The sequence below is a fragment of the Massilia sp. genome, assembly GCF_032106685.1.
Classification (GTDB): Bacteria; Pseudomonadota; Gammaproteobacteria; order Burkholderiales; family Burkholderiaceae_D; genus Telluria.
The window spans coordinates 48,030-60,809 of sequence record NZ_DAMCPG010000036.1; the positions used below are offsets into that span (position 1 = coordinate 48,030).

Consider the following 12,780-nt stretch of genomic DNA (forward strand, 5'->3'; position numbering starts at 1 on the left):
GGCTGGGAAGATACTGCGCGCGCCGCGTCCGGCGAAGGCTTGTTACTCTGTTCAGACATTGTTTTTACGAGGTATTTGGTGCGCAAGTCGCGCAGCGAATTATAATGCGGCAAATGGAAAACCCTACCCAATTCGTCCAGTGGCTGCGCTCTGTCGCGCCGTATATTCACGCCTTTGGCGGCAAGACCTTTGTCGTTGCATTTCCCGGTGAACTGGTGGCCGCCGGCGCCCTGCCGGTGCTGGCCCAGGACCTGTCCCTGCTGGTGGCGCTCGGCATCCGTATCGTGATCGTGCACGGCTCGCGCCCCCAGGTCGCCGAGCAGCTCGCGCTGCGCAACGTCGAGGGCCGCTTCCACAACGGCGTGCGCATCACCGACACCGCCGCCATGGAATGCGCCAAGGAAGCCGCGGGCGAATTGCGTCTCGATATCGAGGCGGCCTTCAGCCAGGGCCTGCCGAACACGCCGATGTCGAATGCCCAGATCAGCATCGTGTCGGGCAACTTCGTCGTCGCCCGCCCCCTGGGCGTGATCGACGGCGTCGACTTCGAACTGACCGGCGTGACGCGCAAGATCGCCGCCGACAAGATCGCCCCCATCCTGCAGACCGAGGACAACCTGGTGCTGCTGTCGCCGCTGGGCTTCTCGCCGACCGGCGAGGTGTTCAATCTCACCATGGAAGACGTGGCCGCCTCGGCCGCGGTCGCCCTGCACGCCGACAAGCTGATCTACATCACCGAAACGCCGATGATGGTCGACGCCGCCGGCGCAGAGATCCGCGAACTGTCCTCGCACCAGGCCGAGGCCGTACTGCAGGCCGGCTTCCTGCCGCAGGACGCGTCCTTCTACCTGCGCCACGCGGTCAAGGCCTGCAACAGCGGCGTCGACCGCGCCCACATCGTGCCGTTCGAGATGGACGGCTCGGCCCTGCTCGAACTGTTCACCCACGACGGCGTGGGCACCATGATCAGCCACGAGAACCTGGAGAGCCTGCGCCAGGCCACAATTGAGGACGTCGGCGGAATTATCAAGCTGATCGAGCCGCTGGAAGCGGACGGCACCCTGGTCTACCGCGGCCGCGAGCTGATCGAGCGCGAGATCGAGCAGTTCTCGGTCATCGAGCACGACGGCGTGATCTTCGGCTGCGCCGCCCTCTACCCCTTCCCGGAAGCGAAGATGGGCGAGATGGCCTGCCTCACCGTCAGTCCCGACGCCCAGACCCAGGGCGACGGCGAGCGCATCCTCAAGCACATGGAGAACCGCGCCCGCGCCGCCGGCCTGACCAAGCTGTTCGTGCTGACCACGCGCACCGCGCACTGGTTCAAGAAGCGCGGCTTCCAGCCGGCCACCGTGGACGACCTGCCGAAGGACCGCGCCCACATGTACAACTGGCAGCGCAAGTCCCAGATTTTCATCAAGACTTTATAATCGCGGTTTCACCACACGAATATCAGGAGCAGAACCATGGCCCGCACCGTCAATTGCATCAAACTCAAGAAGGAAGCCGAAGGGCTGGACTTCCCGCCCGTACCTGGCGAAATGGGCAAGAAGATCTACATGCAGGTGTCGAAGGAAGCCTGGCAGGCCTGGCTCAAGCACCAGACCATGCTGATCAACGAGAACCGCCTGAACCTGGCCGACGACCGCGCCCGCAAGTACCTGGCCACCCAGATGGAAAAGCACTTCTTCGGCGAAGGCGCCGACCAGGCCGTCGGCTACGTGCCGCCGACCGCGTAATCAGTCTAACTCCAGTCCCAGTTGCTCCCCGCCTTCAGGGGGGTAACTGATGCGGGTGCCCTCCACCCGCGCGAACGGCGTCAGCTTGTGCGGACGCCGTTTTTGTTTGCCGATGATGTCCTCGACCTCGACCCCGCGCACGAGCAGTGCGTCGCCCACCAGCGAGCGGTGGCAGCGCCAGGGCACGGCTTCGGCGCACATCAGGGCGCAGCGCTGCGTCTGCGCCAGTTCGATCACCAGGTCCACGTTCTTGCCGAATTCCGGCGTCTGCATGTAGTCGGCGTAGCCCCGAAACGAGGTATTGCGCCAGGCGCCGTTGGGCGAATCCGGGCGCGGACGGCGCAGGCCGCCCAAGCCGGGGATCTGGCGATACGCAATGCCGGCCTCGGCCAGCGAGCCCGGCAGCTGGTCCTGGCCGAACTGCGGATTGTGGCGCGACTTGGGAACGGTGCGGATGTCGAGCACGCAGTCGACCTCGTTCAGCCGCAGCAGCGCGATGAATTCCTCGATCGATTGATTCGAATGGCCGATGGTGCAGACGGTGTGCGTGCTCACTGGACTCCTCCGCGACAATGAGAGGCTTCATTGTCGCGCAGCGAGGAAAAACGCGGCGCAGCCAAGCGCCGCCAGCGGCTAGTCGACGGTTTCGGGCTCGCGCTGCGGCGCCTTTGCCGATGCCGGCACCGGAACCGGAGCCGGCACCGGCGCCTTGTAGCGCAACACGATGCCCTGCGCGGTCACCATCGCCATGTAGCCGACGAGTTCGGCCATTTCCTCGAACACCAGCGAATGGCCGAAGAAACGACGCACCAGTTCGGGCACGTGCCCTTCACCGATGGTCGAACCCAGCGCCGCGCCCAGCACGAGCAGTACGCAGCCCCAGGGAAAGCGGCCGCTGGTCACGACTTCCAGGAGGAAGCGGTGCAGGCGGTGGCGCCAGGCGAGATAGAAGGACGCGGCCAGCATCAGGCCCGCAAATGGCGGCACCAGCGGGCGGTACCAGAGGACGCGGGAACGGTAGATCGGGCCGTCGTCCCCGAATCCCGATGGGTCGAGGAAGACCGAACCCCAGCTCAGCTCGCGTCCGACCAGCAGCAGCCAGACCGGCACCACGCACAGGGCGAGGGTTGCTGCCTTGCCCTTTGGGCCTTGCCGCCATGCATGGGCAGCAAAGACCAGGCCGGCCAGCAATACGAGCACCTGGGCGTTCTCGACCACGCCGTTTTCCCAACCCCACTCCACCGGCACGATGCGCGACAGCGGGTAGCAGAGAAACAGGCTCAGCAGCAGTAAACGCTGCAGCGCGACGCGGTTCGGATCGACCCGGTCGAAGTAGGTGGACAGTGCATTCATGGATGTAGGCAATCGACGTACCGACTGGCGCAGCGCAAGACGAACCTCGCACCGAAGTAATGACTAGCCAGTCAGTTAAAGGCGACAATATACATGATAGGCAGAAAATGTGCCTATGCAACTACCAGAATGCCCGGGATGGGTGGACTTCGTGGAGAGCCCGCTACATCTTGCGGCACTGGCGCAACTCGCAACGCGCCATGAAAACTTTTCCATCCGCACATTGCATGCGATAGACCTCGACCGGGCCCTCCTCGGTCAGCAGGCCCGCGCCTTGCGGGCTGGTGCAGGCATGCTGCCGGGCCAGGCTCTCAACGGTACTGGACGACACGCCGACGCGATGGGGAGCACGCTCGATCGGCACGACGTCAAGGCCGTCCGGCGCCCCCGACTGCCGCGGCGACTCGGCGGCGAGCGGCGCCGGCGCCGACCCGACCATCCCACACCCGCCCAGCAGGACGGGAACCAGTAGCGCCAGCAGTCGTTTCATCGCGTCTCCGGACGAATCAGTACAGGATCAAGAACGATCGGAACAGGATCAGAAAGCGAGGGTCTTCACGCCTTCGGCGGTGCCGAGCAGGCAGACGTTGGCGCCGCGCGCGGCGAACAGGCCCACGGCGATCACGCCGACGATCCCGTTGATCTGCGTTTCCAGCGCCACCGGGTCGGCGATCTGCAGGCCGGCGACGTCGATGATCTCGCCGCCGTTGTCGGTGATGAAGGCTTCATCGCCGCCGGCCTTGGTGCGCAGGCGCGGCTGGCCGCCCAGGGCCGCCAGCTGGCGCATCACGGCCGCGCGCGCCATCGGGATGACTTCCACCGGCAACGGGAACTTGCCCAGGGTTGGCACCAGCTTCGAGCCGTCGGCGATGCACACGAACTGCTGCGACACGGAAGCGACGATCTTTTCGCGCGTGAGCGCCGCGCCGCCACCCTTGATCATCGCGCCTTCGTCGTTGATCTCGTCGGCGCCATCGATGTAGACGGCGATCGATTCGACCTCGTTCAGGTCGAACACCGGGATGCCGTGGCCGCGCAGGCGCGCCGCGGTCGCTTCCGAGGAGGCGACGGTGCCCTTGATGCGGTCCTTGATCTTCGCCAGCTCGTCGATGAAGAAGTTGGCCGTCGAGCCGGTGCCCACGCCGATGATTTCGCCCTCGACCACGTAGTCGATGGCGGCGCGTGCAACAGCTTGCTTGAGTTCGTCCTGAGTCATGATGTAAAGAAGATGGGTGAGAAATGGCGACATTCTAGCGGATTGGCCCTCCCCGTTCCCGCCTTTCGGCATGGCCTTTCGCCAACGCGCCACGCTCCGGCCGGCATGCATGCCCATCAGGCATTGCTGAAAAAACAAAAAATCTGGCACTGCCTGGCTTGACCGTAGCGCCTCTCGAACGGCGCCGGCCCGGCGCCGACCTTGCTTGCATCCCTCCACCGCTTCCCTATGATGAAGATTCGTCAACGAACCAATGCGGAGGACGGAAATGAATACCGTAGGGGTAAGCGAGGTCTGCGGACATACGAACTGCAATTATTAGGCCCTTGTTATTAGAGCGTTGTTTCTAAACATCTTTTACTTATTAAAATGCTCACTTTCTCGCTGTAATGACATGTTTCTTTATGACACTGAGGCAGCCTGAACTATATTGATCAAACCATGCCGACTGTAGGGTTATGCAGCGCCGTTACGCATTGACATCTGACAGCCTTTTTATTGTTTTGATCAAAGAACATATGAAATTCAACGACTTCAGAATCGGCGCCCGTCTCGGCGGCGCCTTTGCCGCCGTCCTCGTCCTGATGGGCGCCATGCTCGTTACCGCCCTCTGGCAGCTCGAACGAATTGCCGAAGCCAAAACTGAAATGGCCGAAACCAGCCACAAGGCCAGGCTGGCCAAGGAGTGGCTCGAGGGCATTGCCACCAATGGCGTGCGCACCCTGGCAAAGGCCAAGAGCATCAATCCGGCCGATGAGCAGCAATACGACAACGAGATGAAAGCCGTCAGCGCCAGGGTCAGCACGGTGCAGAAGGAACTGGCGTCGCTTGTCAGGAGCGAACAAGGCAAGTCGCTGCTGGCCACCGTGGCGGAGCAGCGCAAGCGCTACACGGCGATCCGCGACGATGCTTTCCGGCGCAAGGCCGAACTGGGCATGGACGGCGCTTTCAAGGCCGTCGTCGCCGACAGGCTCATGCCGGCGATGCAGGATTACGTCGCGTCGGTACAAGCCGTGGCTGACTACCAGGACACGCTCTTCGCCGCTGCCAGCACCCACATCGACACCGTGTACGCGAACGCGAAACGGCTCCTGCTCGGCATGGGCCTGCTGGCCCTGGCCTGCGGCACCGTGTTCGCCACGCTCCTGACGCGCAGCATTACACGTCCCCTGGCGCACGCGGTCGGGCTGGCGCAACAGGTCGCGTCCGGCGACCTCACGGCACGGATCGATGTGTCCTCGCGCGACGAGGTCGGCCAGCTGCTGGGGGCGCTCAGGCACATGAACGACAGCCTGCTGAGGACCGTCACCGAAGTGCGTAATGGCACCGAGACCATCGTCACCGCTTCCCGGCAGATCGCCAGCGGCAACCTCGATCTCTCCTCCCGTACCGAGGAGCAGGCCAGCTCGCTGGAGGAAACCGCATCGTCGATGGAAGAACTGACCGGCACCGTACGCCAGAACGCGGACCACGCGCGCCAGGCCAATACGCTGGCGCAGAGCGCCTCGGCGCTGGCCGCGCGCGGCGGCGAAGTCGTCTCGCAGGTGGTCACGACCATGGCGTCGATTAACGCGTCGTCGAAAAAAATCGGCGACATCATCGCCGTCATCGACGGGATCGCCTTCCAGACGAACATCCTGGCGCTGAATGCCGCGGTCGAGGCGGCACGCGCCGGGGAGCAGGGACGCGGCTTCGCGGTCGTCGCCGGCGAAGTGCGCAACCTGGCGCAACGCTCGGCCGCCGCGGCCAAGGAAATCCGCGGCCTGATCGGCGACTCGGTCGCCAAGGTCGACATGGGCGGGCAACTGGTCGAGCAGGCGGGATCGACGATGCTGGAGATCGTCCAGGGCATCACACGCGTTACCGATATCATGTCCGAGATCGCGTCGGCCAGCGCCGAACAGACGATGGGCATCGAGCAGGTCAATGCCGCGATCACCCAGATGGACGACGTCACCCAGCAGAATGCCGCCCTGGTGGAACAGGCGACCGCCGCGGCCGCGTCGCTCGAGGAGCAGGCCAACGCGCTGGCGCGCCTGGTGAGCACCTTCAAGGTCGAGGGAAGCGGCCAGGGCACGGCGGGCAAAACCGATGCCCTGTCCCGTCACCACGCCAGCATGCCGGTCCGGCCCATGCTTGCCGGCCTGGCCTGAGGCGTTCGACGCTAGCGGCCCGACTCCTTGCCCAGCCAGGCGCGCAGTCCGCGCGTGAAAAGCACGGGGAAGACGCTCGCGTGGTCCTCGCCGGGGAAGACCTCGAGCCGTGTCTGCAGGCCGCGATAGCGGCGGCCGTTCAGGGCGGCGTCGAACTCCTTCAGGTCGGCGACCATGTCGGCCTCTTCCTCGATGCGCGAACGCCGCTTGCCGGGCGCGAGCGTCTCGCGCGCGCCGATGCCGAAATAGACCGAGGCCGGCAGGTCGCGCCGCGTCCGCGCGGTTGCCTGCTCGCGCTCGAACATCACGCCGCGGTCGAACCACAATGACGGGCTGCCGAGGATGTAGTGCTCGAAGGTGGCGGGACGGGTCAGCAGCACTTCCAGCCCCAGCAGGCTGCCGTAGGAATGGCCGACGAAGGCCTTGCGGCCCATGTCGGCGCGGTACTGGGCGGCGACCAGCGGGAACACCTCGTCGGCGATGAAGCGGCCGTAGGCGCCGGCTTCGCCGAAGGCCGGCGCGCGGCCCGGCATGTCGCCCCGGTAGCCGGACCCGCGCGGGGTGCTCGGCGTGTAGTCGCGGCGGCGGCTATGGACCGCGCTGTCGCCCTTGGCGTAGGACAGGCCGACGACGATGACCTCCTCCATGCCGGCGTGTTTCGCCATGCGCTGGGCGATCGACCGCACCACCGGGAAGGCGTAGTTGGCGTCGGTGACGAACAGCACCGGGTAGCGCCGGGTCGTGTTGTGATTCGTGGTGCGATAGGATTCGGGCAGCGCGACCAGCAGCTGGTAATCGCGCTTCAGTGCGCGCGCGTGGATGTCGCGCACTTCGGTGCCGTCGAGCTGGTAGGGCGCCGGCGCGGCAACGGCGGCAGCGGCGCCGCAGGCCAGGCAGAGGACCAGGGCCAGGGCGGAGAGTCGTGGTTTCAAGCGTGCTCCTTGGTGTGCTCGGGTGAATGCGCCGATTCTGCGGCGTGCCGCGCGCGCCGGCAGCAGGAAGGTGACGAAACACCGGTTCCGCGGGATGGACAGGGGCGCGGCGACGGCCCGGCGATAGTTGTCACTGATATACTTTTGTCGATGAAGCACCGCTTCCCTTTCCCTCCTCCTTTCCGTCTCTTTGCGCTCCCGCCGGCAGCCAGGACGATCGCCCTCGCCTTCCTCGCGTGGACGGCCATCAGCGCACTGGGCGCCCTGCAGACCTACAGCGACAACCTGCGCGGCGGCGTCGACAGCCACTATCCGGCCCTGTTCGTGACCTGGTTCGCCGAGTACGCGCTGCCGCTGTTCGTCCTCAGCGTCGGCCTGAGCCGGGTCCTGGCGCGCTGGCCCGGCCTGGTCGAGCGTCCGCGCAACGTGCTGCTGCTGTTCGTCGGCCTGGTCCTGGTGTTCCAGCCCGCGCAATGGACCTGGATGGCCTGGCTGCGCGGCTACCTCGACGCCGCCAGCCTCGGCGAACCCTGGCAGCTGCTGCGCAAGATGCTGCTGGTCGGCTGGTTCTCGACCACCGGCACCTTTGCCGCCATCCTCGCCCTGCACTACTGGCGCCGCGCGCGCGAGCGCGAACTGGCCTGGCGGCGAGCGCAGACCGACATGCTCAACCTGCGCCTGGCGCTCGAGGAGCAGCGCACCCTCGCCCTGCGCGCCCAGCTCGAGCCGCACTTCCTGTTCAATGCCCTGAACGCGATCAGCGCGCTGGTGCGCGACGGCGACAAGGCGCTGGCCCTGGGCGGCATTGGCCGGCTGAGCGACCTGCTGCGCTACGCGCTGTCGGCCAGCGCGCGCAGCAGCACCACGGTCGCGGCCGAACTCGATTTCGTGCGCGACTACCTCGACCTGCAGCGCCTGCGCTACGGCGAGCGCCTGCGCGTGCACGTCGAGGGCGCGGACGACCTGCTGCACGATGTCGAATGTCCGCCGCTGCTGCTGCAGCCGCTGGTCGAGAACGCCCTGCGCCACGACCTCGACTGCCGCGCCGGACCGGGCGACATCCGCCTGTGTTTCGCACGCGAAGACGACGCGCTGGCGATCCGCGTCACCAATCCCGCCGGCGGCGGCGTGTCGCCGAATCCCGGCGCCGGCCTCGGACTGGCCAACACGCGCGCGCGCCTGCGCCTGATGCATCCGGGCGCCTCGCTGCACGCCGGCCCGGTGGGCGAGCGCTTCGTGGCCGAGGTCCGGCTGCCGCTGGCGGACCTGGACTAGGACGATGGCGCTGCGCTACCTGATCGTCGACGACGAAGCGCCGGGCCGCGCCAACCTGCGCCTGGCGATGGTCGCCCATCCGGACTGGGTGCTGGTGGCCGCATGCGAGGGCACGGCGGCCGCGCGCGCCGTCCTCGCCGGGCAGGACGTCGACCTGGTCTTCCTCGACATCCAGATGCCGGGCGAGTCGGGCCTGGTGCTGGCGCGCGAACTCAGCCGGCTGCGCGAGCCGCCGCTGGTCGTCTTCGTGTCGGCCCACAGCGAGCACGCGATCGAGGCCTTCGAAGTGCATGCGCTGGACTACCTGCTCAAGCCGCTGAGCGACGCCCGGCTGGCCCAGGCCGTCGAGCGCAGCGCGGCGATGCTGCGCCAGCGCCAGCGCGAGGCCTACGGCGCGGCCCTGCGCGACTATGTCGATGCCGGCAATGCCGCCGGCGCAGCCAGGCGTTTCGATCACGTCAACGTGCGCTCGGTCGGGCGCATCGAGCGCATCGGGATCGAGGATGTCCTCTGGGTCGGCTCGGCCGCCAATTACGTCGAGCTGCACCTGGCGGGGCGCAGTGTCCTGCACCGCATTACCCTGAACCGCATGGAAGCGCTGCTCCCGCCCGGGGACTTCCTGCGCGTGCACCGCGGCGCCATCGTGCGGCGCGACCAGCTCGCGCGCCTGGACAGCGGCGGCGACGCCACCTGGCGCCTGACGCTGCGCTGCGGCGCCGTGGTGCCGGTCAGCGAACGCTACCTGGAGGCCGTGAAATCGGCCATGTGACGACATGCCGGATCGGCGGGACGGCTGCCCTGTTCCGGCCTGGGCCGGCGTGCCTATACTGCCTGCCGACACCACATGCAAACAGGAGAACACCATGATCGTCCGCCGTCCCTTCCATCGCCTGGCCATGGCCTTGGCCTGCGCGTTGGCCTGCACCTGCGCCGCGGCCGCCGACGCCACGGCCATCCGCGCCATCGTCGACGGGGCGGTGCGCCCGGTGCTGGCGCAATACGAGGTGCCCGGGATGGCGGTGGCCGTGACGGTCGATGGCCAGGCGCTGTTCTTCAACTACGGCCTGGCCTCGAAGGAGCCTGCCGTGCCCGTGACCGAGGACACCTTGTTCGAACTCGGCTCGATCAGCAAGATCTTCACGGCGACGCTGGCCACCTACGCCCAGGCGCAGGGCAAGCTGTCGCTCGACGACCATCCCGGCCGCTACCTCGCCCAGTTGAAGGGCAGCGCAATCGACCGCGCCACCTTGCTGGAACTGGGCACCTACACGGCGGCGAACCTGCCGCTGCAGGTGCCGGACGCCGTGCAGGACGATGCGCAGATGCTCGCCTGGCTGGGCGCATGGCAACTGGAGGCGGCGCCGGGCACGCAGCGCCGCTATTCGAATCCGAGCATCGGCCTGTTCGGACGGATCGCGGCCATGGCGCTGGGCCAGGACTTCGGCGAAGCCATGGAACGGCAGCTGTTCCCGGCCCTGGGCCTGGCGCACAGCCACGTGCGCGTGCCCGACAGCGCGATGGCGAACTACGCCTGGGGCTACGACAAGGACGGCAAGCCGGTGCGGGTCCGGCCGGACGTTTTCGCTCCGGAGAGCTACGGCGTGAAGTCGAGGGCCGCCGACATGATCCGCTTCATCGAGGTGAACATCGACCCAAGCCCGCTCCCGGCGCCGCTGCGCCAGGCGGTGGAAGGCACGCAGGTCGGCTATTACCAGGCGGGACCCATGGTGCAGGGACTGGGTTGGGAGCAGTACCGCGCGCCGCTCGGCCTGGCGCGCCTGCTGGAGGGGAATTCGCCGGGCATGATCGAGCAGGCCAACCCGGTCGCCAAGCTCGCTCCCATGCCGGCGCCACCCGGCACCCTGTTCAACAAGACCGGTGCGACGCGCGGCTTCGGCGCCTATGCCGCCTTCATCCCGGAGCGGAAGATCGGCATCGTCATGCTGGCGAATAAAAATTATCCGATACCGGCGCGCGTCACCGCGGCCCACGCGATTCTCGAACAGCTCGGCGCCATCGCGCGCAAGGATGGCGACCGATGAGCATCGCGGCCCCGACGCGCCACAACCCCACCGCCGAGCAGCCGGTTCCAGCACAGCCGCCCGCGCGCCCGCGCAATTTCGGCATCGACTGCCTGCGCGGGCTGGCCATCCTGCTGGTGATCGTGCACCACCTCGCCCTGCCCTTTCGCCTGCCGCTGGGCCCCAGCCTGCTGGGAGAATGGTGGCCGAAGCGCCTGGTCGACGCCGTCAGTTTCAACGGCTACGAAGCCGTGTTCGTGTTCTTCGTCATCTCGGGCTTCCTGATCGCGACGCGCATCATCGAGCGCGACGGCGAACTCGCACGAGTCAAGCTGCGCCGCTTCTACGCGGCCAGGGCCAGGCGTATCCTGCCCCTGCTGCTCCCGATCCTGGCGCTGCTGAGCATTCTCGCCTGGTGCGGCGTGCCCGGCTTCGCACCCGAGCAGGAAGAGCAGAGCATCGCCGGCCTGCTGGGCTCGGCCTTGACCTTTACCTTCAACTGGTACGAGGGCCGCACCGGCTGGGCGCCGGCGGGCTGGGACGTGCTGTGGTCGCTGTCGATCGAGGAAGCCTTTTACCTGGGTTTTCCGCTGCTGTGCCTGTGGCTGCCGCGCCGCCTGCTGGTCGGGCTGTTGCTGCTGTGGGCGCTGGCGCTGTCGCCGCTGCGCGACCTGGTGCCGGCCAGCGACGAGGTCTGGCGCGAAAAAGCCTACCTGCCCGGCATGGCGGCCATCGCCTGGGGCGTGCTGGCGTCCCTGCTGGCGCGCCGCTGGACGCCCTCGCGGACCCAGGCGCTGGCGCTGGCGCTGGCCGGCGGACTGTGCATCCTGCTGGCGCTGGGCTGGAGCGGGCTGATCCACCGCTACCTGTTCAAGTCCGGCCTGTACTGGCTGTGCATCGGCGCCTGCCTGCTGCTGCTCGCCTTCGGGGCGCATCCGCCGGCGCCGCGGCGCGGCCTGCGCTGGCTGGCGCGCATGGGAGAGATGAGCTACGAGCTCTACCTGTCGCACATGTTCGTCGTGCTGGCGGCCGTGGCGGCCTACCGCGCACTGCTGGGCGAGCGCCAGGCCTGGACCTTCGTCGTCTACCTGCCGGTGCTGGTGCTGTGTTATGTCCTGGCGGGCGCGCTGGCGCGGCTGACGGCCCACATCGGCCGCCGCCTGCGGCACTGACGGGATCGGCCCGCGGCTGCTTCAAGCATGCGCCGCCCGGTTTGCGAAATGTGGAATCATCCGCTATTGCGAGCTGGGCAGATCCCGCCGGTGCCGCCGAGCGCGGCCGGAAGGCTTCCCTGCTTGCACAAACGGTCACCGAAAGGAGAATCGCATGGCGCAGCGTCCCGGGATCTTCCCCACGTTCTTCCTGTCCGGCTTCGAGTGCTCCAACTTCCTGTGGAGCGACGGCGTGCGGCGCAACCTGGTGGCGGAAACCGCGCACGACCGCCACGCCGCCGAGGACTACCGGCTCCTGAACCGGCTCGGCATCGCCGTCGCCCGCGAAGGCATTCCGTGGCCGCTCGTGGACCGGGGCGGGCACTGCGACTTCTCGCCGATCGATCCCTTCATCGAGGCCATGAACGCGTCGAAGATCACCCCGATCTGGGACCTCTGCCACTACGGCTATCCCGACGATCTCGACCCGTTCTCGGACGCCTTCGCGCCCCGCTTCGCCGCGTATTGCCGGGCCGCCGCCGAGTATGTGCTGCGGCGGGTGCGCGGCCCGCATTTCTTCACCCCGATCAACGAGATCACCTTCTTCTCCTTCTGCGCCGGCGAATGGGGCTGGGCCGCGCCCTATCGCTGCAGCCGCGACGACCGGATGCGCCTGCGGCTGGCGCTCTGCCGCGCCGCGATCGCCGGCGCGAAGGCGATCCGCGACGTCGACTCGGAAGCGCGCATGATCCACATCGATCCGCTGGTGCGGGTGGTGGCGCCGCGCGACCGGCCCGACCAGGTCGAGGCCGCGCGCCACGAGACCTACGAAGACACCTTCCTGGCCTGGGACATCATCGGCGGCAAGGCCCATCCGGAATTCGGCGGCTCGCCCGAGATCCTGGATATCGTCGGCGCGAACAACTATTCCTTCGGCCAGATG

The 12,780-nt window shown here is 67.2% G+C and carries 12 protein-coding genes and 1 pseudogene; 8 read left to right on the forward strand and 5 right to left on the reverse strand.

The window, feature by feature from the left end:
* The first annotated feature begins 113 nt into the window (after positions 1–113).
* Positions 114–1,427 (forward strand): amino-acid N-acetyltransferase, encoded by a 1,314-nt coding sequence (gene argA, locus RT688_RS17925; protein ID WP_313706212.1) that lies wholly within the window; start codon positions 114–116, stop codon positions 1,425–1,427.
* A gap of 36 nt (positions 1,428–1,463) precedes the next feature.
* Entirely contained in the window at positions 1,464–1,736 is a 273-nt protein-coding gene (locus RT688_RS17930; RefSeq protein WP_313706213.1) for an oxidative damage protection protein, read from the forward strand.
* Here RT688_RS17930 and RT688_RS17935 read toward each other — a convergent pair whose 3' ends face one another.
* The 4 genes from RT688_RS17935 to rpiA all read right to left on the reverse strand — a co-directional run bounded on the left by RT688_RS17935 (position 1,737) and on the right by rpiA (position 4,305).
* On the reverse strand, positions 1,737–2,291 hold the full coding sequence (locus RT688_RS17935; protein WP_313706214.1) for a DUF488 domain-containing protein: 555 nt from the start codon (positions 2,289–2,291) through the stop codon (positions 1,737–1,739).
* 78 nt (positions 2,292–2,369) lie between these two features.
* Positions 2,370–3,089 (reverse strand): hypothetical protein, encoded by a 720-nt coding sequence (locus RT688_RS17940; RefSeq protein WP_313706215.1) that lies wholly within the window; start codon positions 3,087–3,089, stop codon positions 2,370–2,372.
* Positions 3,090–3,252: 163 nt separating this feature from the next.
* A complete protein-coding gene (locus RT688_RS17945; RefSeq protein ID WP_313706216.1) occupies positions 3,253–3,579 on the reverse strand; it encodes a hypothetical protein in 327 nt (108 codons plus the stop codon).
* Positions 3,580–3,627: 48 nt separating this feature from the next.
* Positions 3,628–4,305, reverse strand: coding sequence for a ribose-5-phosphate isomerase RpiA (gene rpiA / locus RT688_RS17950; protein ID WP_313706223.1), 678 nt, complete (start codon positions 4,303–4,305; stop codon positions 3,628–3,630).
* Positions 4,306–4,823: 518 nt separating this feature from the next.
* Between rpiA and RT688_RS17955 the strand changes: the two genes are divergently transcribed.
* Positions 4,824–6,458 carry a methyl-accepting chemotaxis protein gene (locus RT688_RS17955; RefSeq protein WP_313706217.1) on the forward strand — a complete coding sequence of 545 codons (1,635 nt, stop codon included), beginning with the start codon at positions 4,824–4,826 and terminating at the stop codon, positions 6,456–6,458.
* A gap of 11 nt (positions 6,459–6,469) precedes the next feature.
* On the opposite strand, the gene RT688_RS17960 is transcribed toward RT688_RS17955, so the two are convergent.
* On the reverse strand, positions 6,470–7,390 hold the full coding sequence (locus tag RT688_RS17960) for an alpha/beta hydrolase-fold protein (protein WP_313706218.1): 921 nt from the start codon (positions 7,388–7,390) through the stop codon (positions 6,470–6,472).
* A 150-nt stretch (positions 7,391–7,540) separates the two neighbouring features.
* On the opposite strand from RT688_RS17960, the gene RT688_RS17965 reads away from it, so the two are divergent.
* The 5 genes and pseudogenes from RT688_RS17965 to RT688_RS17985 all read left to right on the forward strand — a co-directional run.
* Positions 7,541–8,665 (forward strand): histidine kinase, encoded by a 1,125-nt coding sequence (locus tag RT688_RS17965; protein ID WP_313706219.1) that lies wholly within the window; start codon positions 7,541–7,543, stop codon positions 8,663–8,665.
* A gap of 4 nt (positions 8,666–8,669) precedes the next feature.
* Positions 8,670–9,434, forward strand: a complete 765-nt coding sequence (locus RT688_RS17970; RefSeq protein WP_313706220.1) for a LytTR family DNA-binding domain-containing protein — start codon at positions 8,670–8,672, stop codon at positions 9,432–9,434.
* A gap of 94 nt (positions 9,435–9,528) precedes the next feature.
* Positions 9,529–10,707 (forward strand): class C beta-lactamase, encoded by a 1,179-nt coding sequence (gene ampC / locus RT688_RS17975; RefSeq protein WP_313706221.1) that lies wholly within the window; start codon positions 9,529–9,531, stop codon positions 10,705–10,707.
* Positions 10,704–11,858, forward strand: a complete 1,155-nt coding sequence (locus RT688_RS17980) for an acyltransferase (protein WP_313706222.1) — start codon at positions 10,704–10,706, stop codon at positions 11,856–11,858. The genes ampC and RT688_RS17980 overlap by 4 nt, the downstream gene beginning before the upstream one ends.
* A gap of 154 nt (positions 11,859–12,012) precedes the next feature.
* Positions 12,013–12,780 (forward strand): annotated as a pseudogene (locus RT688_RS17985) (b-glycosidase); the annotation flags it as partial.

Excerpts from the sequence above, each read along its gene's own strand:
- argA (WP_313706212.1), top strand. The coding sequence starts at position 114 with ATGGAAAACCCTACCCAATTCGTCCAGTGGCTGCGCTCTGTCGCGCCG.
- RT688_RS17930 (WP_313706213.1), top strand. The coding sequence starts at position 1,464 with ATGGCCCGCACCGTCAATTGCATCAAACTCAAGAAGGAAGCCGAAGGG.
- RT688_RS17940 (WP_313706215.1), bottom strand. The coding sequence starts at position 3,089 with ATGAATGCACTGTCCACCTACTTCGACCGGGTCGATCCGAACCGCGTC.
- RT688_RS17945 (WP_313706216.1), bottom strand. The coding sequence starts at position 3,579 with ATGAAACGACTGCTGGCGCTACTGGTTCCCGTCCTGCTGGGCGGGTGT.
- rpiA (WP_313706223.1), bottom strand. The coding sequence starts at position 4,305 with ATGACTCAGGACGAACTCAAGCAAGCTGTTGCACGCGCCGCCATCGAC.
- RT688_RS17955 (WP_313706217.1), top strand. The coding sequence starts at position 4,824 with ATGAAATTCAACGACTTCAGAATCGGCGCCCGTCTCGGCGGCGCCTTT.
- RT688_RS17965 (WP_313706219.1), top strand. The coding sequence starts at position 7,541 with ATGAAGCACCGCTTCCCTTTCCCTCCTCCTTTCCGTCTCTTTGCGCTC.
- RT688_RS17970 (WP_313706220.1), top strand. The coding sequence starts at position 8,670 with ATGGCGCTGCGCTACCTGATCGTCGACGACGAAGCGCCGGGCCGCGCC.
- ampC (WP_313706221.1), top strand. The coding sequence starts at position 9,529 with ATGATCGTCCGCCGTCCCTTCCATCGCCTGGCCATGGCCTTGGCCTGC.
- RT688_RS17980 (WP_313706222.1), top strand. The coding sequence starts at position 10,704 with ATGAGCATCGCGGCCCCGACGCGCCACAACCCCACCGCCGAGCAGCCG.